The sequence below is a fragment of the Paucibacter sp. TC2R-5 genome, from assembly GCF_025717605.1.
GTDB classification, from domain to species: domain Bacteria; phylum Pseudomonadota; class Gammaproteobacteria; order Burkholderiales; family Burkholderiaceae_C; genus Paucibacter_A; species Paucibacter_A albus.
Genome location: NZ_JAJIRQ010000004.1, coordinates 1 through 20,875, shown reverse-complemented (window position 1 = coordinate 20,875; position 20,875 = coordinate 1). Strand labels below are relative to the sequence as shown.

Below are 20,875 nucleotides of genomic sequence, written 5' to 3'. Positions count from 1 at the left end.
TGCAAGTCATTGCAGCCCGGCCGCACTGCGCCAAGCGCTGGTCGCCACCCGCAGGCGCGTGGCCAGATGAAGCGCCATATTGCGGTAGAGCTGGCTGCACAGCAAAGGGTCGGCGGCAGCCATGGCACTCAGCGCTTGCGACGTCAGCAAAAAGAGCTCCGCATCTTGGTCGGCCACAGCGTCGGCGCTGCGGCCTTGGCCGTCCAGCAGGGCCAGCTCGCCCAACATCGTGCCGGCAGAAAAGCTCATGAAACGCTGGCCGCTGCCGCTCACAATACTGATCGAACCACGCGTTAGCACATAGACGCCATTACCGAGCTCACCCTCGCTGAACAGGCGCTCGCCGGCCTTCAAACTCAGCGGCTGCAGGTAGACCGTGGCGACGGTCTGCTGCGCGGCGGACAAGTCTCGCAAGAGACTGCTTTGTGCCAGGGGCACAGCGCCGCCCAATTCATGCACTTGGCCCGAGCCAAGACATTTCTGCAAGGCTTGCCGCTCGGCTGCTTCGAGCGCGTGATCCACATCCAGGTGGCATTGGTTTGAGATCAAGCCCGAAGTGGCAGATTTGGCCTCGGGCAGATGGTCCATCAGCTGGCTACGCAGCGGGCTGTTGGGCCCCAGCCCGGCCAGCAGCAGGCGACAAGCTCTGCGTGCCAAGGCGGCATGGAGTTGCAGCAAGGCCATCGCACCGGACTCGTCAATCGACAAGACACGCTGCAAATCGACGATCAAGCAGCGCGCGTCGGCAGGCACATGCCGGGCTTCATCTTGAACACGGTCGGCATTGCCAAAAAAGAGCGCGCCCTCCCATTCCACCACCAAGATATGCGGCCGCGCCTCGCGCAAAGCCAGCTCCACCTGCGGCGGATAAACACGCCGGCTGGGGCGCTGCTGCGCAGAAAACCGAGCCCGCACCAAGCTGCGGTTCAGGCCACGCAAGAACAACAAGATCGACAAGAGCAAGCCCAAGATCACGCCCGCACCCGGCCCTTGCCACAGCGTCAACAGACAGACCAGACTCATGGTGAGCAGGCCTTCCCGTCTGGCTCTGCCATCCGAGTTGCTCGGGCTGTGTGGGCTATTCGGCCGGCCCAGCTGTTGCAACAACTGCTGCAACAACTGCTGGATCGAACGGCGATCCACGAGGCTGAAGGCGACGGTCAGCATCACACCAGCCAAGACGGCACGCGGCAAATAGGCCAAGCAATCTCCCGCAAAGCCGACCAACAAGGCCGAACAAAGCACAGCTCCGATGGCGCCAAGGCCGCCGCGCCCGCCGGCCATCTCGATGGCCATGGCTCGGCTTCGGGAACGCGTCACTGGCAAAGCACAAAACAAGCCGCCACCGATATTGGCCAGGCCCAAGGCCCAAAGTTCGCGGTTTTCATCACTTTGTTCGCCGCTGCGCTGATCAGCAGCGCGCAGATTCAGCAAAGACTCCAGGCTGCCGACCATGGCCAGCAAAATAGCCGTTAGGCCTATGGCCCGGGCATGCGGGGCCAGCAAGGACAGGGTTGCCACGGGCTCGGCCCAAACGGCGAACAAGCCCGACAAAAATTGCTCGGCTTCCAAGGCACCAAGCGTGGCGCCGAGGTCAAGCGCGGGCCAAGTAGCGCTGGCCAGATGAAAGCCCAAGAGCCCCAGCAGCATGCCTGCCAAGGCCGCCGGCCAGCGCGGCGCCCGCCAAGCCAGCAGCCAAACCAGCCCGGCCGTCCCCAGGCCCAGAGCCAGGGCACCGCCATGCGCTTGCTGTAACGCTCGCCAGCCTTGGCCCGGCCACAGCTCGGGCGCCACAGCCAGCAAGGCCGGCACTTGGGCCAGCAGCACCAGCAAGGCAACCCCATTCATAAACCCGGCCAAGACCGGCTGCGGGACAAAGCGTGCGAGACGCCCGAGCTTCATGGCCGCCATCAGCATTTGCAACAGGCCCATGACCATGACCGCCGCACTCAAGACCGCCAACACCAGCGTCAGCGCCAGCGCGCCACCGCTGGCCTGCTCTTGGCGCAAGACTTGGCTGAGCAAGAAGGCAATGATCAGGGCCGTTGGAGAGCTGGGGCCACCGGCCGCCATGCGACTGCGGCTGCAAATGGAGAAAATCCCGGCGCCGACGATCACGCAGGCAAAGGCCGCGGGAACACCTATCAAAGCCGCTCGGCTGCCCATGGGCGCCAGCGCCAGCACGCCCAGCGTCAACACAATGGCCAGGCTTACGACCGCACCCACCGCACCGCCCAACAAGGCATGCAGCGAGGCTAAAACAGAGGCGAGGCGATGGCTCGGGGTGGCAATAGGCGAAGTCAAAACGGCTGCGGTCGATTGCGATCTGCGGGCATGAAGGACAAGCTTGAGGATCTGGAAAAACCACCAAGCACGGACGGACGAAGTCTGAGGGCAAGACTTGACCCTGTTTCCGCTATGCCGTCAAGCCATGCAGGCATTGCGCTGCAAGACCGCGTTTAATTCGGCCCCGTCTTGCCTTCGGCCGCCTGCGCCGCGTTTGAGGCCGCACCCTTGGCGGCAAAGGATTCCCGCAGCCGCTTGAGCTTCTCACGCGGGTCTTCCTTGGTGCTGCCTTCATTCAAGCGCATCTCGGTGATGAAACGACTCGGTATGCCCATCACCGTCTCGCGCGACTTCTTGCGCCGGCGCAGCGTGCCCACAGCCAGCGTGCTGCGCGCCCGCGTGATGCCCACATACATCAGCCGGCGCTCTTCCTCCAAGCGCTGCGCGGTCATTTCTTCATCGTCGGCCTTGAAGGGCAAGAGCCCCTCGTTGACGCTGGCCAGAAAGACATGTGGCCACTCCAGCCCCTTGGACGCGTGCAGCGTCGTCAGCGTGACTTGGTCTTGCTCTTCATTGCGCTCGGCCAAGGAGATGATGACGCTGATGGTCTGCGCGACCTGCAGCACGGTTTGCTTTTCGCTCTCGACGGTGGCGCCGCCGTCCTGCGTCACTTGGCCGCCACAGCGCTTGGCCACCCAATCGATGAAGTCGAGCACATTGTTCCAGCGCGCGATTGCGACGTTCTCGTTGTCCTCGCTGCCCAGCAGATGTTCTTCGTAGCCGATGTCCTTGACCCATTCCAGCAGCAAGGCCTTGGCCGGCTCGCTGCCCTCGGTGTGCTTGGCGCGGAACTCCAGATCGGTGATGTAGCGGCCGAACTCATGCAGCGAGCCCAGCGCCTTGGCACTCATCACTTCGCCCAGCGACTCGGCAAACAGCGCCTCGAACATGCTGCTCTTCCAGCGCCCCGCGAACTGGCTCAGCGAGCCCAGGGTCTGGTGGCCGATGCCGCGCTTGGGCGTGGTGATGGCGCGCAAGAAAGCCGGGTCATCATCCTGGTTGACCAGCAGGCGCAACCAGGCGCAGAGATCCTTGATCTCGCTCTTGTCGAAGAAGCTCTGACCACCCGAGACCTTGTAGGGGATCTCGGCCTTGCGCAGCGCTTTCTCGAAGCTGCGGGCCTGGTGGTTGGCGCGGTAAAGAATGGCGAAGTCAGCAAAGTGCTGCGCCTTGCCCTCCGCGCGCAAGGCCTGGATGCGCTGCACCGCGCGCTCGGCCTCATGCTCCTCGCCGTCTGACTCGACCAGCGAAACCGGGTCCCCATCGCCGAACTCGCTCCACAGCTTTTTCTCGAATATCTTCGGGTTGACCGCAATGACGTTGTTGGCGGCGCGCAGGATGGCGCCGGTCGAGCGGTAGTTCTGCTCCAGCGGGATCACCTTCAAGCGAGGGTAGTCGACCGGCAGACGCTTGAGGTTCTCGATCGTGGCACCGCGCCAGCCGTAAATGCTCTGGTCGTCGTCACCGACGGCCGTGAACATCGCGCGCGGGCCGACCAGCGCCCTGAGCAAGTCGTACTGCACGGCGTTGGTGTCCTGGTACTCGTCCACCAGGATGTAGCGCAGCTGATCTTGCCAGCGGCCGCGCGCCTCGGCGTGTTCGTTCAAGAGCCGCAGCGGCAGGCTGATCAGGTCATCAAAGTCAACCGCCTGATAAGCCGCCAGCCGCTCTTGATAACGCTCCATCACGATGGCAGCGGCGCGCTCATGTTCGTCCTTGGCCATGGCCAGCGCCTGTTTGGCCGTCAAGCCCTGGTTCTTCCAGCCCGAGATCGTCCACTGATAGGCCTTGGCCTGGTTGGCGTCCAAGGTGCCGCCGGCGTCGCGCAGCACGCCCTGCACATCATCGCTGTCGAGAATCGAGAACTGCTCCTTCAGCCCGACCAGCGGCCCCTCGCGGCGCAGGATGCGCACGCCCAAGCTGTGAAAGGTCGAGATACCCAGGTCCTTGGCGGCGCGCGCGCCGATCAGGCTCTTGGCCCGCTCGCGCATTTCCTGCGCGGCCTTGTTGGTGAAGGTGATGGCGCCGATATGCTTGGCCGCGTAACCGGCTTGCAGCAGGCGCGCAATTTTTTGCGTGATCACGCTGGTCTTGCCCGAGCCCGCACCGGCAATCACCAGGCAGGGGCCGTCCAGATGGTGGACGGCTTCGAGCTGGGCGGGATTGAGCGTGGTGGCGGGTTTGGCGGACATGGCTTTGAGCGGGGGGGCAGCCCGGCATGATAGCCATGCGGGGCCGTTATGCTGTCGGGCATGAGCCTCATCACCACGCCAGACTCCCGTCGCCGCCGCTTGCTGCAAGCCTCCATTGCCGCCGCCAGCGCGCCGCTCTTCATCCGCCACGCCTTTGCTGCCGACGCGGTCGATCGCTTCGCCCTGGGCCTGGCCTCCGGTTGCCCGCGCCCGGGCGGCATGGTTTTGTGGACCAGGCTGACCGGCGCCGACCTGCCGCCCAAGGCCGAGGTAAGTTGGGAGTTGGCCGAGGACGAAACCTTCAGCCGCATTGCCGCACGCGGCATCGAACAAGCGATTGTTGAAGATGCCCACAGCGTGCACGCCGAAGCCCAAGGCTTGAAGCCCGACCGCTGGTATTTCTATCGTTTCAGCGCCCTGGGCGCGCGCAGCATGGTCGGGCGCACCCGCACCGCGCCCGCCGCCGATGCCGACGTCTCGCGGCTGCGCTTCGCCATCGCCTCTTGCCAGCGCTGGGACCATGGCCGTTATGCGGCTTGGGCCGATATGGCAAAACAAGATCTCGATCTCGTGCTGTTCCTGGGCGACTACATCTACGAGAGCGCCGCCATCTCGAACGCCTCGGCCAGCGGCCCATCGCCGCGCGTCCATATAGGCGGCCTGTGCCGCACGCTGCCCGAGTACCGTCAGCGTTATGCCCAGTACAAGAGTGACCCGGCTCTGCAAGCCATGCATGCGCGCGCCCCCTGGATCATCACCTGGGATGATCATGAAGTGGACAACGACTGGGCCGGCGACAGCTCGCAAGGCCTGGAGCCCGATTTCCCGGCGCGCCGCGTGGCCGCCACCAAGGCTTATTGGGAACACATGCCGTTTCCGAAAGCGATGCGGCCCCAAGGGCACGAGATCCGCATTCATGAACGCTATGACTGGGGCAAGCTGGCCCGCATCATGACGCTGGACTGCCGCCAGTACCGCGACCCACAGGTCTGCCCGAAGCCGGGGCGCGGCGGCTCCAACACGCTGTCGATCAAGGACTGCCCGGCTTTTTTAGACCCCCAGCGCACCTTCCTGGGTCTGCCGCAAGAGCGCTGGCTGGCGCAGAGCTGGGACGCAACGCGGCCCTGGAATTTGCTGGCGCAATCGACCTTGATGGCGCAGATGAACTGGCAAGAGAACCCCGACGCGCCTCGTGTGCACTGGACCGATGGCTGGGACGGCTACCCCGCCGCGCGCGAGCGCTTGTTGCAAGGCCTGGTCGACAAGAAACTGGCCAACGCGGTGGTGCTGGGCGGCGATGTGCACGCCAACTACGTGGCCGACCTGAAGCAAGACTTCAACGACGCCAAGAGCAGGGTGCTGGCGACCGAGTTCTGCGGCACTTCCATCAGCAGCCAGGGCCTGGATCAGTCCCGCATTGATCGCGCGCTGCCGCACAACCCGCATCTGCGCTATGGCCGAGGTGATCAGCATGGCTATATGTGCTTCGATCTGGCGGCCGGCGGCCTGAGCGTCGAATTGCGCACGGTGCGCGAACTCTGGGACGCCAACAGCGCCGTTGACGTATCGGCGCGCTTTGCGGTGGAAGCTGGGCGGGCCGGCGCCAGCCCGGTTTAAAGAGGCAATCCGCCCGCCGGGCGGGCGGCCCGTTCAGCCCCCTGCAAGCCGGGCTTGCGATACTCGCGCCCTGCATGCAAGCCATCCTTGTCGTCACCCTGCCCTTTTTTGCGCTGATCTTGTGCGGCTATCTGGCCGCCCAACGCGGCCTGCTGGCGCAAGCGGCGATCCCCGGCTTGAACGGCTTTGTGCTGTTCTTCGCCCTGCCCTGCCTCTTGTTTCGCTTCGGCCTGAACACCTCGCTGGCCGTCATGCTCAGCCCTGCGGTGCTGGCGGTTTATGTACCTGCGGCGCTGATCATGGTGGCGCTGACGATTCGCCTGACCCGGTCCGAGCGGGTGCCGATGAAGGACGCGGCCTTCGGTGCGCTGGTCGCCGCTTTCCCCAACACCGGCTTCATGGGCGTGCCGCTCTTGGTGGCGCTGCTGGGCGCGGCGGCGGCCGGGCCTGTCATCTGCACCATCTTGGTCGATCTATTGCTGACCAGCTCCTTGTGCATCGCGCTGGCAAGCGGGAATACAAGCGGGAACATCAGCGGCAAGACAAACGACAAAACGGACGGCCACACGGTCGGCCAAACGGTCGGCCATGACGCCGCGCCGGCTGCGCCTCAAACAGCGCTGCTGCAGGCCTTGCGTGGCGCGCTCTCCAATCCGCTGCCTTGGTCGATTGCCCTGGGGCTGGGCGTCGCTGGCTTGGGGCTGAGCTTGCCGGGGCCGCTGATGACGGTGGTCAATATGCTCGGCGACGCGGCCTCGCCGGTGGCCTTGTTCACCATTGGCGCGGTGCTCTGGCGGGCAGGTCAGCATGCGCACAGCCGCACGCCTGTGCGGCTTTATCTGCCGGTGGCCCTGCTCAAGCTGCTGCTGCATCCGAGCCTGGTTTTTGGCCTGGGCAGCTTGGTGCAGGCCCTGGGCGCCCCTTTGAGTGGGTTTCAGCTGACCGTGCTGACACTGGCCGCCGCCCTGCCCAGCGCCAGCAATGTGTCGCTGTTGGCGGAGCGCTATGGCGCCGACAACGGCCGCGTGGCCCGCATCATCATGGCGTCCACGGTGCTGGCCTTCGCGAGCTTCTCGGCGCTGGCTTGGTGGCTGATGGCCGCCGGCCAGACTGCCCCGGTCTGATACGCTTTGCCGCCATGTTGTCCTCACTCCCCTTCTTGCTGCCTCACTTCAAGCGTTTTGCCCGTCTTGCTTTGACGGGTGCGGGCCTGGCCCTGCTGGGCGTGGGCGCCATGGCCGCGCCGCAGCAGGCCATCTACCAGCAAGCGCCTGCGTCGGTGCGCGAGCTGCTGGACACGCCGGCTTTGCCCAAGCATCTGGTCTCGCCCAACAAGCAATATCTGGCGCTGCTGGAGCCGCGCCGCTTCAACAGCCTGGCGGAGCTGGCCCGCCCGACGCTCAAGCTGGCCGGCCTGCGCTTTGACGAGGCCAGCAGCGTGCCCAGCCAGACCACGGCCATCGCACGCCTGCGCCTGCGGCCGCTGTTCAAGCCGCAGGCTGCCGAGCAAATCATCGACTTGGCCCAAGGCCAGGCCGCCGACAAGAGCTTTTTCCACAGCTTCAGCTGGTCACCGGACGGCCAACGCTTTTTGCTGGAACGCCGCAGCGACAAGGCCAATGAGCTCTGGGTCGGCAACGCCGGCAGCGGCGAGCTGCAACAAATCAAGGGGCTGCGCCTCAACAACGCCCTGGCGCAAGGGGAGCTGGCCTGGCTGAATGCGTCCGAGCTGGTGCTGCTGGCCCAAGTCGAGCGGCGCGGCGCAGCACCCAAACAGCCCAGCGTGCCGAATGCGCCCTTGATCCGGGAAACCACCGGCCGTGCATCACCGGAGCGCACCCATGCCGACCTGCTGCAAAACCCGCATGACGAACGCCTGCTGGAGTATCACGCGCTGTCGCAGCTGGTCCGTGTTGACCTGCGCAGCCTGCAGACCAAAAGACTCGGCATGCCGGCCCTGTTCTTCAGCGTCGCCAGCCTGGGCGATGCCGAGGGTCTGCTGACCGAGCGCATCACCCGCCCCTTCAGCTACAGCCTGACCTGGGATGACTTTCCGCAGGTGGTGGAGGTGCGTCGCCCGGACGGGGTGGTGCAGCGCGAGATTGCCCGGCTGCCGCTCAAGCGCGGCGTGGCGATCAACGGCGTGTTGCCGGGGCCGCGGCTTTTTTACGCCTCGCCTAACAAAGACGCGGCGGTCTATTGGGTCGAGGCGCTGGACGGCGGCAACCCCAATAACCGCGTCGCGCACCGCGACCGCCTGATGCGCCTGGACGCGCCCTACACGGGCGAGGCGCAGGAGCTGCTGCGCCTGCCACAGCGCTTCAACACCATGCGCTTCATCGACGATGGCCAGCATGCCTTGGTCACTGAAGACGATGGCCTGCGCGCCTGGACCCGCAGCTACCTGCTGGCCCTGCGCGGCGGCAGCATACGCACGGTGTTTGATCACTCCCAGCGCGAGCGCTACCGCCACCCCGGCAGCCCGATGATGCGCATGTCGCCGGGCGGCCACCTGCTGGCGCAAACCCATGGCGGCGGCCTGCTGCTGCAAGGCGCGGGCGCCAGCCCCAAGGGCGACCGGCCCTTTTTGGACCGCTTGAATTTACAGGACGGCAGCGTGCAGCGCTTGTTCCAGTCTGGCGAAGCCGTCTACACGCAGCCGCTTGAGCTGCTCGGTGACGGCCGCCTGCTGAGCTTGCAAGAAAGCACCAATCAGCCGCCCAGCTTGCATGTACAGGCACTGGGCTCGCCAGGGGTGGCTTCGCAAGCCTTGACCAAGGCACGCGCACCGCACCCGCTGATGCGCAAGATCCGCCGCGAGCTGATCAGCTTCAAGCGCGCCGATGGCGTGGACATGTCCTTCTGGATGTATCTGCCGCCCGACTACAAAGAGGGCGAAGCCCGGGCCACGCTGGTCTGGGCCTACCCGCTGGAATTCAATGATCCGGCGCTGGCCGGCCAGCTCAGCGGCTCGAGCAACCGTTACCCCAACTTCAGCGGCCTCAGCCCCTTGATGCTGGTGCTGGACGGCTATGTGGTGCTGATGGATGCGACCATGCCCATCGTCGGCGATGCCAAATCCGTCAACGATGATTTCATCGAACAGATAACGCTGAGCGCAAAAGCCGTCATCGACAAGGCCGAGGACCTGGGCGTCACCGACCCCAAGCGGGTGGCCATAGGCGGCCACAGTTATGGCGCTTTCATGGCCGTCAATCTGCTGGCCCACACCGATCTCTTCAAGGCCGGCATCGCGCGCAGCGGGGCCTACAACCGCACGCTGACGCCTTTCGGTTTCCAGAGCGAGCGGCGCTCACTCTGGGACGCGCGCGACAGCTATTTGAAGCTATCGCCGTTCTTGTATGCCAACCAGATCAAAGAGCCGCTGCTGCTGATCCACGGCGAGGTCGATGATCGCGCCGGCACCCTGCCCATGCAGTCCGAGCGGCTCTACCAGGCGCTCTCTGGCACCGGCGGCACAGCGCGTTATGTGCTGCTGCCGCTGGAGGCACATGGCTATACCGCACGCGAGTCGGTGGGCCATGTGCAGTGGGAAATGCGCCAATGGCTGCGCGCCCACCTGGGCGACCCCAGGGACTTGCACTGAGTTTTGGGTTTATCCAAACCAGGCCACTCAGGGCTTGAGCTTGGCCCCGCTCAACTGCGCGACGGCGGCCAAGGTGGTTTGAGCCGCGTTGAGCCCGAGTAAAAAATCCTGGTCCGAAAAAGCCGAGTAGAGGTCGGTCGGCTGGTGCCAATGCGGGTTCCAGCCGGCGCCTATCTGCATGCCACGCTCGTTCTCGCGCAGCGAAATCGCCGGTACCCAGTCCATGAACGGAGTGGAGTCGGTGTTCGTCATATGAAAGCCGACGGCGGCCGGGTAATGGCTGGCGTATTTGTCATTGGCGGCGCGAAAGGCCCAGGCCAGCGCGGCGGCACCGTCCGCATACTTTGAGCTTGATTGGTACTCGATATTGACGTCCGCTTCGGCGCGCTGGGCCTTGGGCGGCGCAAACACCGTCTTGCCCTTGGCGTCCACTTGCGCCACCGGCATGCCATGGTCGAACAACATCATGTCGTGCTGGATCATGCCCAGCCATTTCGGCTCGGGATACAAGCCCGAGCCTTTGGGTGACTCGATGCCTTGCAAGTCCTTGCGCTGGGCCACATAGGCCGACGCACCCTGCAGGCCGGTCTCTTCGTTGTTCCACAGCACAAAGCGTATCGAGCGCTCGGTCGCGACGCCGGGCTGGCTGAAGATGCGCGCCAACTCCATCACCAAGGCGGTGCCCGAGCCATCATCATTGGCCGCCTCGCCCCAGCCAATGCCGTCCATGTGCGCGCCGACGATGTACATCTCATCGGGGCGACTGCTGCCGACCTTGGTGCAATAGACGTTTTCGCGCAGCGAGGTGCCGACCGGCGTGGGCTCGGCATTGAGTGCCCGCAGGCGCTCATCGGGCTGGGCCATCGGGTCGGTGTTCACGCCCGTCGGGGCGCGCTGGCCGAACAGGGTGCTGCCGCCCTGCCCTGCGGGGCCGCCGGCGCGCGCAGGCTGCGGCGCGGCAGGCGTGCGCTTGGCCGGCTCGGTGTATTGGTATTGCAAGCGCTCGGTATTGCTGCAGCCATAGGACTTGAGCTGGGCCTCGATCCAATCCAGGGCCTTGCGGTTGCGCTCGGTGCCTTGGCGACGGTCACCAAACTGCGTCAAGCCCTTGATGGTGGCCTTGTATTTTTCCAGATCGAGTTGGCTGACCAGCGCGGCGACAGGGTCTGCTGGGTTGGCCAGCGGGGCGGGCTGCGCTTGCGCAAAAGCCATTGAGCCGGCGCAGGTCTGCGCAAGGAAGATAACAGCCAAGCGTCGCTTGGCGCAGGCACGGGTAGTTTGGAAGGCCATATCGTGGGCTCGGGCTGAGTGAAGCCAAGACATTTGGCCGCTTAGCTAGGTTTATACCGGCAATTCCAGGGTTGTTAGCGAACCAGAAAACAAACAGCAAATGCGCACAAATCACTAGGCGCGAGACGCAGGCCGTACCAACGACAGCTTTCACAAGCTGCGAAACAGCACCAAGACGCCGCTGGCGGAAACGGCGAGCGTGCGGAGCATCACCCGACTGCACTCGTTCAACGTTCGAGTTAACCGCATGCCGCAACGTGTCCGTTTGAAAGAATGATTAGGCATCACGGCGCTGTGGCTCGAGTGCGTGAATGAATACGGTATATGTATCGGCGGGCCGCTTTGCGCGTGCGAGATCGAGTGCATGACCGATGGCACCACGGTGATATGTTCCATGATTGACGATATGAAACAGAATTTCCTCTGGTGTCATTGATCCCCGCAAGCCATCGACAAATGTGAAGCTCAGTTTCTGGTGAACCTGATCTGTTCGCAGTTCCGCTGCATAGCTCGCCAGCCATGTATTTGAAGCTGTCAGTCGTTGATCAAGGTCTGCGAGGTCGGGGACCACTTCGGTGTTTGTAGACGAGTGCAGACCGGGTTTCGACAGGAGGCGCGCCCTAAAGTTCTCTTCGACTCTCACCATGTGATTGAGTTGTTGTCGAGCAAACGCGAGGGATGCGGCGCCTTGGACTGAATCAAGTGTTCCTACCGCATCCAGCGTTCTTCGATCCGCCCAGCTCTTGTATTCAAGTGCCTTCAGTAGCAATGAAATTTCCATTTGATGCCTAACGTTGACGCCGAGGGGCCGGAGCCAGCTTGCCGCGCAGTGCTGAAAATATACAGGCAGCGTAGCGCGGCCAGCTGGATGAGGTCCATTCGAGCGCAAGGTTACACGCTTGTGCTGAAGCTGGGCGGCACAAATGTACGCAGTCCGCTTGACGCGCTGACCTGCTTGCCGTTGCCACACAGCGGACCTGAACAAATGCCTGAAAATGACTAGGTCCCATTGCTGATGACNCCTTGGGATTTCGGATAAAAGCTTGTACCTGTGGGTTAGGCAGGCCAAGGATCAGGATAGCGGTCCGGCGGCCACTGAGGCGGCATCCCTGCGCAGTGAAATGGCCAAGCTCAAGGCAGAGCTAAAGCGCACGACCGAGGAGCGCGACATCTTAAAAAAGGCCGCCGCGTACTTTGCCAGGGAGTCCGGTTGAAGTACGCATTCATGCAGCAGCATGTCCACCCGGCCACAAGCTGTCGGCCACCACCGACCGCCTTCAGGTAGGCAAGACTCTCTATGCAATCCTCTGCATTCGACCTTGCGCGCGAGATGCTGGCTCACACGCTGACTTGCGACCAGATCAGGACGGAGTTCTCGAGCCAGACTAGCTCGCTCGACGGGCCCGAGGATCTTGTGCATTTGCCAAGTGCGCTGACTTTGTTCGGCACGTCGCCAGCAGATGACGCTGCAGCCGTCTAAAAAACGGTCATGCGCAGCGAACGCTTTGCTCGCAGTCCTGATCCGCAGCGCGAGTGGGACGCAGGCCACGATCGAGGCGACATTGACCGCCGCCTGACCGATTCGGGCCTACTCCACCACGAAGAGCGGCTTGATCTGCGTGAGGCAACTGCTGTTGGGCGCTTGCTTGGGCTTGGCAAGAAAATCGGTGGCGATCTGAATCACACAGTCTGTCGCCGGCATACCCGGCGGCGGAAAGAACGACCCGTGCCCTAGGCCGGGGAAGGTGTAGACATAGGCACTTTTCAGGTTCCTTGCCACGGCTTCCCCGTAAGGCTGGGGAGTCACTGGGTCGTATGCGCCGTTCAACACCAGCGTCGGGATCTCGGGATTTTCGTAAACAAAGGGAGGTTTCAAGTCGGCTTGGAAGATGGAGCAGACCTTCGCCACCGTTTCGCCTTCGCGAATGCCCCAAGCAATGAGTTGCGGAAAGGGCGGGGGTAAGACCTGGGTGGGCGTCGCTTGCACCGATTTGGCCCGAGTGCAGAGCACGCTGTGGTACATCCCCTTGGCGCTGCCGTCACTGCTTTCCAGGTCTGCGGACAGGTTGTCTGCCACCCAGCCGAAGTTCCCCTGGCTTGCTGCCTGGATGTTTTTGGGGATGGACGTGCCGCGGGCGGTGTTGCCGGAATAGGGTCGGACCAGCGGAGACAAAAGGGCTGTGGCAAAAGCATTGCCATCAAGTTGGGTCACGACTGCCTGCTTGCTCATCGGCGTGGTCAGGGTCAGGGGAACCGGCTTCTGGTTGAGCTGATCGACGATGGCCAGAAACTTCTGCTCGAGGTTGGGATAGGCCTGGCCGCAACGTTGATCCTGGGCGCAGGCGTGAAACAGGTTGCGCAGGGCATAGCTCAGTGTGTGCCCCCCCGCCAGATTGAAGTCGATGTCTGGCCGGACGACGCCATCGATGATCACGCTCCGGAGTTTCGCCTTGTGCTTGTCCGCCTGGGCGATGACGTATTGCCCCAGCAGCGTGCCGTAGGAAACCCCGTAGTAGTTGAATGCCTTGTAGCCCAGGGTCTCGGCGACGAAATAGACATCCGCTGCATTCTCGCGGGTGTTGAAGGCGTTGAGGTTGATGCCCTGCGCCTTGAAACGCTCCTGGCAGGTCTTGAACCAGCTCGGGTCGGTGTATGCCATCTCGCCCTTGGCGACGGCGATGTTCTTGGCGTCGTACTCCGGGCAGGACAAGAAAGGTTTGGAATACCGGGTGCCCCGTTCCTCGACGAAGACGAGGTCACGGCTCCTCAGCACGGCTTGCAGTTCGGGCAGAGACGGCACTGCCCAATCGACGATCACGCCGATGGTGGAGTCCCCCGGGCCGCCCTGTTCAACAAACAGGGGGTCGGCAGCAGGGTTGTTGCTGGTGCTGCGGATGCGCACGACGGCAAGCTGGATGGTGCGCCCCTTGGGCAATGCGTGCTGTTCCGGAGCCGTGACGTACCCGCAATCAGACTTGGCCGCCACGGCGGCAGGCATGTCGAAGGTCTTGCAGTCGACGGTTTGCCATGCCGCACCGAATTCGGCACGGGCGAAGTTCGCGGCCTGTGCGGCAGGGCTGCCGGCCAGGACAGCCCCGACCGTGATCCCCAGCAGCATGAAGCGAGGCAACAGCGCGCGTGTCGGCCCCGCGGCGAGGATGCTGGGGCCCGGGCCGGGCGCTGGACGTGAAGGTGTCGTCATCGTTGGATTCTCCGGTTGGTGTCGATTGCAGGGATCAGTTCCCGAGGCCGCGAAGTTGCCCCTCAATGTGCTCGGGGGCCTCGATGGTACGCAGCCACTTTACCGAACCGACCTCCCACTTCGGGTCGAGCTTGCGCAACTCAGCCACCAGGCCGGGCAGGTGCGCCGCCCCGTAGGTGATGAAGATCTTGTCATCCGGCGACTGCATGATGCGCTGCGCGAGGGCGCGGTTGCGGAAGTCCAGGATCACTGGCTCCATTCGGCCCGGCGTCGTGCTTGCGGCGGCTTGGTTGAGCGAGAACAGCCCCCGGCAGGTCACGCCGCCGAGTGTCTTCTGTGACTCACTCCCACTCTTCAACCATTCCACCATCTTCAGCATGAACGCGTTGTCGTTCGCGGCAGGCTTGGGCTGGAAGTCGTTGGCATGCGCCTTCGCGAAGACTGGATCCTCGCGCATCAGACGGTCGTACTCCGCCTTGAGCTCGATGGCATCGACGTCGGCCACGAGGTGGCGCTTCGGATGCTCGGCCTTGTCGGCTTCCAGCAGGCCGAAGTAGTCGAGCTGGAACTTCATCCCGCAGACCTCACCGATCGACTTGTAGGTTCCGCTCAGGTCGCTGCCGCCCACGAGTTCGTGCGACAGCTTTTCAAAAAAGGCCTTTGATTCCGGCGTGGGGGTCTGCACGCCTTCGTAGTAGCTGACATAGCCCTCCGACAACGCCTTCTCCACGTCGTAAATGACGGCCTGGTAGAAGCGCTCGGAGCCGATGTGCTGCATGCCCTGGAAAACGACGCGTTTCGAGCCATTCGTCAGTGACACCTGCGGGACCGTTGCTGGCCGGGTATCTGTGACGACCATCAGATAGTAGAAAGGCGCCGCCACCACGACGCCGAGGACCAGCGTCCAGCCAATCAGGCTGCGCGACCAGACCAACGCGAACGGTCGGCCTGCTGCTGTGGGGGAGAATCGTCGCAGGACCCATGCGCTCGCGACGGCGAGTATCGCCGCGCCGAGCACCAACAGGGTGAGCAGGCCATAGCCCCAACCCAGGAGGATGGGCAGTCCGAGGACGAACGCGGCGACCAGCACGAACAAGGCAATCGCTTGCAGGCGGATGCGCCAGAGTGGCGGGGGCACAGCAGCGGATGTGCCGGGAGATGGGTGCGTGTTCGACGATGTTTTCATGCGTGCATTTTCTGTCGGTTATAGGCCGTAGAGTACGCGAGTTATGCGGCCAGCTGGCTAAGCATTCATTGCCTCCGGAATGTCCTGGCCTGCGCCGGGCCGACAGTTCGACCAAGCGACGCATAGCTGATGTTCGGTTTGCCGGTCGTTTTGGTCAACGGGTGCTGACTGGCGATGTTGCGGCCTCGCGTTCCTGGCCAATTTCTGTCCTTCGGACACGTAGGGGGGGCGGCGCCAGGGTGCCCAATGCTGCCTTCCTTCAACGCAATGTTGAGGTGAGAATGGCGTGCTATCTCTGATAGGCGCTCGGTCGTCCGCGGCAATCGCATGGATTCAACTTGCTTGTACAGGCTGTGACTTGTCGAATCTCTTACGACGAGACAAGATGCGTCCCACGATCATTGTGAAAGTTGCTTGGGAGCAGATCTTGGCAAACAGGAATCACAGGCGGGTCTTCGTGCTTCGAGTTGCAATGGCCGTACTTGCCTTTGCGTCTTGGCTGAGTGCTTATGCGCAATCCCCTGCCCCCATCGTCATCAATGTGGAGAACGCTGCGGGCCCATATTCCCGCAGCGAGAACGGCAAGCCGGTCGGACTTGCCTTTGATCTGGTCGCTGCCATATTCTTGGAGGCTAGGATCGATGTCGAATACCGTTTGATGCCCTATGCCCCTTGTATGGTTCAAACCAAGTACGGCAATGGCGCAGGTTGCTTCACGACGGCGAAGAACAAGAAAATTGTTGCTGACTATGCTTGGCACTCCAAGCCATTCGTGCGGCAAAAAATGGCAATCGTGGTCAGATCCGATGATGGCCCCGAAAATCTGACGCTTAGCGATCTCTATGGGCTACGGGTGATAGCCGTCAACGGCTATCCTATGCGGATGATTTTTACGTTGCGCAGCCGCATCTTAAGTTGGAGAACGCAGTGAACGACGTGGTCGCATTGCAGATGCTGAATAAGAAACGCGCCGACTACGCCATTCTTGAAGAGCGCATCATGGCGTTCAACATGGCATCCGAACCGGCCCTCAAGCCCCTTGCCGGAAGATTCCGAGTCGTAGGGTACCTTGATCCGCTTGACTGTTTCGTTTCATTTTCAAAAATGAAGCCTGGGATCGACAAGATCATCAAGGCCTTTGACGAAGCACAGGCACGCCTTGAACACTCCGGTGTGCTTGCCGCCATCCAGAAACGCCATGATTTCTGAAGAGTGAGTCATGCACTCGATGCACGCAATTGCACCGGTGACTTGAACCAACCGAGAGACGCCTAGGCGCCCCCTGCTGCTGCCCCCGCTGCGCATCCAAATGACAAGAACTAGGCAGGACCGTGAGGCCGAATCCCCGCCAGTTCGCCGCCGTTGACAAAAACGGTCGGCGAAACAAACGTCAGCTGTGCGGTGCTTGATAGAACTGTCGGCCTGGTGCAGGACGGGACGTTTCTAGGGCACTGACTGCGTAGCGACTGAGTGCCCATTGCTGTCGCCCATCGCTCGAGCTCGTCCAACGCCGAAATGCTGCCTGCGGTCGATCAGTTTCATCAGACGAATGGGCCACTACTTCCTGAGGTGCTGTGCCCCAGCTATTCATCCTCCAGAGCCATCCACTGCACAGGAGAAGAACCGACGCGCTTGGCGAAAGCGCGGGCAAAGGCAGCAGGGTTGGTATAGCCCACGGCGGGCGCCACCATCTTGAGGGACTTGCCGCGCTTGAGCAGCGCTTGCGCCACGCTGATGCGCCAGTCCGTCAAATAGTCCAAAGGGGTAGCGCCGACAATCGCATGAAAATGCAGGGCGAAGCGGGCGCGCGACATATGGGCTGTCGCAGCCAATTCCTCCAAGGCCCATGCATGCTCGGGTCTGGCTTGCATAGCCATCAAGGCCTTGGTCAATCTTTCGTCGGCAAGCCCCGCCAACAAGCCGCTGTTGACAAGGCCTGCGTCCAGCGTGTGGCGCAGCAACAGAATGGTGAAGAACTCGACCAAGCGCTCGATGCCTGCCGCCCGACCGGAACGCTGGGCAAAAGCCTCATCAAACAACAAGGCAAGGGTGGATTCGACACCCGCCATCGCGGCGAGCGGTACCAGCAATTTTTCGGGCATGCCGAGCAAAATCTGCTTACCCATGCCAGGCCCAAAATCGATGAATGCGCAGACCAAGTCAGCGCCACTGGCGTCATTGACCTCAAAACGATGCGGGCTTGAAGCAGGGTAGAACAGCAGCGAGGGCTGCGTGATTTCAAATGATTCTTCCGCCCGAGCATTGCTGACGCGCACCACTCCCCGGTTCAAAACATGCAGCATGCATTGCCCCGTGTCATTGGAGAAGCTGGCAATGCCGCAAAGCGCGCCGGAATGAAAAATCCGGGCATTGAGATTCATGCGATCAAACAAGAGGGACAGACGGTCCATGAGCAAGCGAAGAAGACTGAGGGTGGCTAAAGCGAGACGCTGAGTGCCCCATGATAGGGCGCACCCCGGCAAAGTCTGTCTTGTGCAAACCCGCACAAACAGCCAAATCTCAAGGTGAACCCTATGTCGCGTATTGCAGCTCTCAACCCCGTCGACGCCCCCGCACAAAGCCAGCCAATGCTGGCGGCGGTCAAAGCCAAGCTGGGCATGGTGCCCAATCTGTTCAAGACCTTCGCCCACTCGCCGGCCGTGCTTCAGTTCTATCTGAGTGGCAGCGAAGCGCTCTCAGGCACCAGCATTTCTGCTGCCCTGCGTGAACAAATTGCCTTGGTCACCGCAGGTGAAAACGAATGCGATTACTGCGCCTCTGCCCACACCCTGATGGGCAAAGGCGCTGGCATCGCAGCTCCTGAACTGGCGGCCAATTTGCGCGGCGATTCCGGCGACGCCAAAGTCAAAGCCGCTTTGACCTTTGCCAAGGTGATCGTGGCGGAGCGGGGGCGCATCTCCGATGCGGACCTGGCACTTGTGCGCGCGGCCGGCTATCAGGAAGCGGAAATCACGGAAATCGTGGCCACCGTGGCAGCCAATATCTTCACCAACTACTTCAACCATGTGTCGGCCACTGATGTTGATTTCCCGCTGGTCAAGGCCGCTGCGCTCGCGGCGGCCTGAACATCACACAAACGCTTCATTCAAACGCGTCATTCAAGCGCATCATGTCCAGCTTCAACCCTGTTGAAGCCGGCTTGATGGCGCCGATCCGTTGAATTACATCCCCACTGGAGTCATTTCATGCGAAGTATTTGGAAACATGTTTTTGGATTTTTGTTCAGCGTTGCGCTTTTGTCGCCCGGCCTGAGCATGGCGGGCGGCCCGCGTGACAACGTCATTGGCGCTTCGGGCTATGACCTGACAACCTACTTCAGTCAGGAAAAGCCGCAGCGCGGCAATGGCAACCATGTCGCTGAACACGACGGCGTGACCTATGTGTTCGCCACCGATGAAAACAAGAAGACCTTTCTGGCGAATCCCGGCAAGTTTTTGCCGCAGTACGGTGGCTATTGCGCCTACGGTGCCTCTGTCAGCAAGAAGTTCGTGTCAGACCCTGAGCAGTTCGACATCGTGGACGGCAAGCTCTACCTCAACCTGGACAGCAAGGTTCGCGCCATCTGGCTCAAAGACGTGCCGGGCCGTATCAAGCATGGTGATGACAACTGGAAAAAGATCGTCAACCTCAGCCCGTCTGAACTGTAAGTTCGTCGATTGATCCGCGCAGAACTGCTCACGCAAATGCCCAGGCCTGCGACAGCTCAGCTCCCCGCGCTCTTGCGCGAAGTGCGCAGCTGCACCTTGTGCGCGGCGCATTTGGCAGACGGTGTGCGGCCGATCTTGCAGGTCGCCGCTGGCGCTCGCATCCTGGTGGCGGGTCAAGCGCCCGGACGCAAGGTGCACGCCAGCGGTCTGCCTTTTGACGACGCCAGCGGGGCGCGCCTGCGCAACTGGATGGGGGTTGACGCCAGCGTCTTTTACGACCCGGCTCAAGTAGCCATCCTGCCGATGGGATTTTGCTACCCCGGCACGGGCAAGTCGGGAGACTTGCCACCCCGCAAGGAATGCGCGCCACAGTGGCGCGCACCGCTGCTTGCCGCCATGCCCCAGCTTGAATTGCTGTTGGTGATTGGGCAGTACGCAATTGATTGGCATCTGCCGCAGAAAGCCGGAGCAACGTTGACCGAAACCGTGCGCAACTGGCGCAAGCACTGGCCGCAACTGCTGCCCCTGCCGCACCCCAGCCCGCGCAACAATATCTGGCTCAAGGCGAACCCCTGGTTCGAGCAAGAAGTCGTGCCGGCACTGCAAGCACGGGTTGCGACGGTGCTGGGACGGCATGCGCTGTGAGTTGGCAAGCCTGGCAAGTTCGCTATCGAATCAACGAATCAACCGAGGAGCGGCCGCGTTCAATTCGAGATGGCCAGTCTCAGCTGGTCCAGCACGGCCTGTGGCTCAGCCCGCTGCCGGTAGTCCGCCTCGACATGCGCATAGCTGAGCAGACCCGCCCGGTCGATCACGAAGGTCGCAGGAATGGGCAGTGCCCATTGACCGTTGCCGTTCAAGCGAGGCAGGTCATTGCCGGCGGCGGCGTAGAGTTCGACCAAGTCGGGGCTCAAAGTGAACATGATGCCGAAAGCCTTGGCCGCCGCCAGGCTGCTGTCACTCAGCACCGGGAAGGCCAGCGCATTCTTTTCGCTGGTCGAGAGCGAGTTGTCCGGCGTCTGCGGTGAGATGGCCACCAGTGTGGCCCCCAGCGCTTGAACCTGCGACAGCAGGCGCTGCCACTCGCGCAGTTCCAAATTGCAGTACGGGCACCAAGCGCCTCGATAGAACACGATCACCAGCGGCCCAGCGGCGTTCAGCGCCCTGAGATCAACGGGGTTTCCGCTCGCATCGGGCAGGCTCAAGGCCGGCAGTTGGGCGCCAACGCTCAAGGCTGCTGACTCGATGCCGCTGGCACGCAGCTGCGCAGTAGCGGCCTCCATCATTGCGACCCGTTCGGTGGGGGCGCGTTGTTTGAAGGCGGTCTGATAGTCGGCCAATTGTTCTTGCAAGCTAGACATTTTCAAATCCTCTTTTTCGGGTCGATGTAATAGAAACAGTGGGATGCAATGCAATGCGCAGCGCAGTCAGCGCGCGCGCACCAAGCCGCCTGCCGTGACGGTGATCAACAAACCCATCACGGCGATCAACAAGCCCGCGAACTCGATGCGTGAGGGCATTTGCCCCAGCACCGGCCAGGCCAGGAAGGCGGCAATACCGGGCGCCAATGCCGGAAACACCGCGGCTCGCGCCGGGCCCAGCAAGGCCACCATCTTGGAGTAGGTGTAGAGCGTGCCCGCGCCTGCAATCAGGCCCTGCACCAGCAGTTCAATCAGCAGCACGGGAGTTGCTACGGCGCTGACCTTCGGGATTGCTTCCTCTGCCACGAGACCGCTGCATAACCCGCTCCGCAAACTCGCCCACCTC

17 protein-coding genes and 1 pseudogene are annotated in these 20,875 nt (G+C 62.5%); 9 read left to right on the top strand and 9 right to left on the bottom strand.

Annotation, left to right across the window (positions count from 1 at the left end):
- Nucleotides 1-6 precede the first annotated feature (6 nt).
- Together LNV08_RS10095 and LNV08_RS10090 are read right to left on the bottom strand one after the other, a co-directional pair.
- Nucleotides 7-2,304 (bottom strand): SulP family inorganic anion transporter, encoded by a 2,298-nt coding sequence (locus tag LNV08_RS10095; RefSeq protein WP_263533576.1) that lies wholly within the window; start codon nt 2,302-2,304, stop codon nt 7-9.
- A 155-nt stretch (nt 2,305-2,459) separates the two neighbouring features.
- Complete coding sequence (locus LNV08_RS10090; RefSeq protein ID WP_263533575.1) at nt 2,460-4,538, bottom strand: ATP-dependent helicase; 2,079 nt, start codon at nt 4,536-4,538, stop codon at nt 2,460-2,462.
- Nucleotides 4,539-4,598: 60 nt separating this feature from the next.
- On the opposite strand from LNV08_RS10090, the gene LNV08_RS10085 reads away from it, so the two are divergent.
- The 3 genes from LNV08_RS10085 (at nt 4,599) to LNV08_RS10075 (ending at nt 9,762) form a co-directional block, all read left to right on the top strand.
- Nucleotides 4,599-6,155, top strand: coding sequence for an alkaline phosphatase D family protein (locus tag LNV08_RS10085; protein ID WP_263533574.1), 1,557 nt, complete (start codon nt 4,599-4,601; stop codon nt 6,153-6,155).
- A 74-nt stretch (nt 6,156-6,229) separates the two neighbouring features.
- A complete protein-coding gene (locus LNV08_RS10080; protein WP_263533573.1) occupies nt 6,230-7,279 on the top strand; it encodes an AEC family transporter in 1,050 nt (349 codons plus the stop codon).
- Nucleotides 7,280-7,293: 14 nt separating this feature from the next.
- Complete coding sequence (locus LNV08_RS10075; RefSeq protein WP_263533572.1) at nt 7,294-9,762, top strand: alpha/beta hydrolase family protein; 2,469 nt, start codon at nt 7,294-7,296, stop codon at nt 9,760-9,762.
- 27 nt (nt 9,763-9,789) lie between these two features.
- On the opposite strand, the gene LNV08_RS10070 is transcribed toward LNV08_RS10075, so the two are convergent.
- Nucleotides 9,790-11,052 (bottom strand): M28 family metallopeptidase, encoded by a 1,263-nt coding sequence (locus tag LNV08_RS10070; RefSeq protein WP_263533571.1) that lies wholly within the window; start codon nt 11,050-11,052, stop codon nt 9,790-9,792.
- A 277-nt stretch (nt 11,053-11,329) separates the two neighbouring features.
- Entirely contained in the window at nt 11,330-11,833 is a 504-nt protein-coding gene (locus LNV08_RS10065) for a DinB family protein (protein WP_263533570.1), read from the bottom strand.
- Between the two features lie 241 nt (nt 11,834-12,074).
- Here LNV08_RS10065 and LNV08_RS23145 point away from each other — a divergent pair.
- Nucleotides 12,075-12,289: pseudogene (locus LNV08_RS23145) on the top strand (transposase); the annotation flags it as partial.
- Between the two features lie 351 nt (nt 12,290-12,640).
- On the opposite strand, the gene LNV08_RS10050 reads toward LNV08_RS23145, so the two are convergent.
- Nucleotides 12,641-14,254 carry an alpha/beta hydrolase gene (locus LNV08_RS10050; protein WP_263533569.1) on the bottom strand — a complete coding sequence of 538 codons (1,614 nt, stop codon included), beginning with the start codon at nt 14,252-14,254 and terminating at the stop codon, nt 12,641-12,643.
- Between the two features lie 34 nt (nt 14,255-14,288).
- Nucleotides 14,289-15,440 carry a hypothetical protein gene (locus LNV08_RS10045; RefSeq protein WP_263533568.1) on the bottom strand — a complete coding sequence of 384 codons (1,152 nt, stop codon included), beginning with the start codon at nt 15,438-15,440 and terminating at the stop codon, nt 14,289-14,291.
- A 385-nt stretch (nt 15,441-15,825) separates the two neighbouring features.
- On the opposite strand from LNV08_RS10045, the gene LNV08_RS10040 reads away from it, so the two are divergent.
- On the top strand, nt 15,826-16,371 hold the full coding sequence (locus tag LNV08_RS10040; RefSeq protein ID WP_263533567.1) for a transporter substrate-binding domain-containing protein: 546 nt from the start codon (nt 15,826-15,828) through the stop codon (nt 16,369-16,371).
- Nucleotides 16,368-16,649 (top strand): hypothetical protein, encoded by a 282-nt coding sequence (locus tag LNV08_RS10035; protein ID WP_263533566.1) that lies wholly within the window; start codon nt 16,368-16,370, stop codon nt 16,647-16,649. Before LNV08_RS10040 ends, LNV08_RS10035 begins: the two co-directional genes overlap by 4 nt.
- Nucleotides 16,650-17,023: 374 nt before the next feature.
- Here LNV08_RS10035 and LNV08_RS10030 read toward each other — a convergent pair whose 3' ends face one another.
- On the bottom strand, nt 17,024-17,851 hold the full coding sequence (locus LNV08_RS10030; RefSeq protein WP_263533565.1) for an AraC family transcriptional regulator: 828 nt from the start codon (nt 17,849-17,851) through the stop codon (nt 17,024-17,026).
- Nucleotides 17,852-17,974: 123 nt separating this feature from the next.
- On the opposite strand from LNV08_RS10030, the gene LNV08_RS10025 reads away from it, so the two are divergent.
- The 3 genes from LNV08_RS10025 (at nt 17,975) to LNV08_RS10015 (ending at nt 19,753) form a co-directional block, all read left to right on the top strand.
- Nucleotides 17,975-18,526 carry a carboxymuconolactone decarboxylase family protein gene (locus LNV08_RS10025; RefSeq protein WP_263533564.1) on the top strand — a complete coding sequence of 184 codons (552 nt, stop codon included), beginning with the start codon at nt 17,975-17,977 and terminating at the stop codon, nt 18,524-18,526.
- A 120-nt stretch (nt 18,527-18,646) separates the two neighbouring features.
- A complete protein-coding gene (locus LNV08_RS10020) occupies nt 18,647-19,108 on the top strand; it encodes a YHS domain-containing (seleno)protein (protein ID WP_263533563.1) in 462 nt (153 codons plus the stop codon).
- Nucleotides 19,109-19,144: 36 nt separating this feature from the next.
- Nucleotides 19,145-19,753 carry a uracil-DNA glycosylase family protein gene (locus LNV08_RS10015; RefSeq protein ID WP_263533562.1) on the top strand — a complete coding sequence of 203 codons (609 nt, stop codon included), beginning with the start codon at nt 19,145-19,147 and terminating at the stop codon, nt 19,751-19,753.
- 59 nt (nt 19,754-19,812) lie between these two features.
- On the opposite strand, the gene LNV08_RS10010 is transcribed toward LNV08_RS10015, so the two are convergent.
- Complete coding sequence (locus LNV08_RS10010) at nt 19,813-20,469, bottom strand: peroxiredoxin-like family protein (RefSeq protein ID WP_263533561.1); 657 nt, start codon at nt 20,467-20,469, stop codon at nt 19,813-19,815.
- Between the two features lie 66 nt (nt 20,470-20,535).
- Entirely contained in the window at nt 20,536-20,835 is a 300-nt protein-coding gene (locus LNV08_RS10005) for an EamA family transporter (protein ID WP_263533560.1), read from the bottom strand.
- Nucleotides 20,836-20,875: the final 40 nt, after the last annotated feature.

Excerpts from the sequence above, each read along its gene's own strand:
- LNV08_RS10090 (WP_263533575.1), bottom strand. The coding sequence starts at position 4,538 with ATGTCCGCCAAACCCGCCACCACGCTCAATCCCGCCCAGCTCGAAGCC.
- LNV08_RS10085 (WP_263533574.1), top strand. The coding sequence starts at position 4,599 with ATGAGCCTCATCACCACGCCAGACTCCCGTCGCCGCCGCTTGCTGCAA.
- LNV08_RS10080 (WP_263533573.1), top strand. The coding sequence starts at position 6,230 with ATGCAAGCCATCCTTGTCGTCACCCTGCCCTTTTTTGCGCTGATCTTG.
- LNV08_RS10075 (WP_263533572.1), top strand. The coding sequence starts at position 7,294 with ATGTTGTCCTCACTCCCCTTCTTGCTGCCTCACTTCAAGCGTTTTGCC.
- LNV08_RS10070 (WP_263533571.1), bottom strand. The coding sequence starts at position 11,052 with ATGGCCTTCCAAACTACCCGTGCCTGCGCCAAGCGACGCTTGGCTGTT.
- LNV08_RS10065 (WP_263533570.1), bottom strand. The coding sequence starts at position 11,833 with ATGGAAATTTCATTGCTACTGAAGGCACTTGAATACAAGAGCTGGGCG.
- LNV08_RS10050 (WP_263533569.1), bottom strand. The coding sequence starts at position 14,254 with ATGACGACACCTTCACGTCCAGCGCCCGGCCCGGGCCCCAGCATCCTC.
- LNV08_RS10045 (WP_263533568.1), bottom strand. The coding sequence starts at position 15,440 with ATGAAAACATCGTCGAACACGCACCCATCTCCCGGCACATCCGCTGCT.
- LNV08_RS10040 (WP_263533567.1), top strand. The coding sequence starts at position 15,826 with ATGCGTCCCACGATCATTGTGAAAGTTGCTTGGGAGCAGATCTTGGCA.
- LNV08_RS10030 (WP_263533565.1), bottom strand. The coding sequence starts at position 17,851 with ATGGACCGTCTGTCCCTCTTGTTTGATCGCATGAATCTCAATGCCCGG.
- LNV08_RS10025 (WP_263533564.1), top strand. The coding sequence starts at position 17,975 with ATGTCGCGTATTGCAGCTCTCAACCCCGTCGACGCCCCCGCACAAAGC.
- LNV08_RS10020 (WP_263533563.1), top strand. The coding sequence starts at position 18,647 with ATGCGAAGTATTTGGAAACATGTTTTTGGATTTTTGTTCAGCGTTGCG.
- LNV08_RS10015 (WP_263533562.1), top strand. The coding sequence starts at position 19,145 with ATGCCCAGGCCTGCGACAGCTCAGCTCCCCGCGCTCTTGCGCGAAGTG.
- LNV08_RS10010 (WP_263533561.1), bottom strand. The coding sequence starts at position 20,469 with ATGTCTAGCTTGCAAGAACAATTGGCCGACTATCAGACCGCCTTCAAA.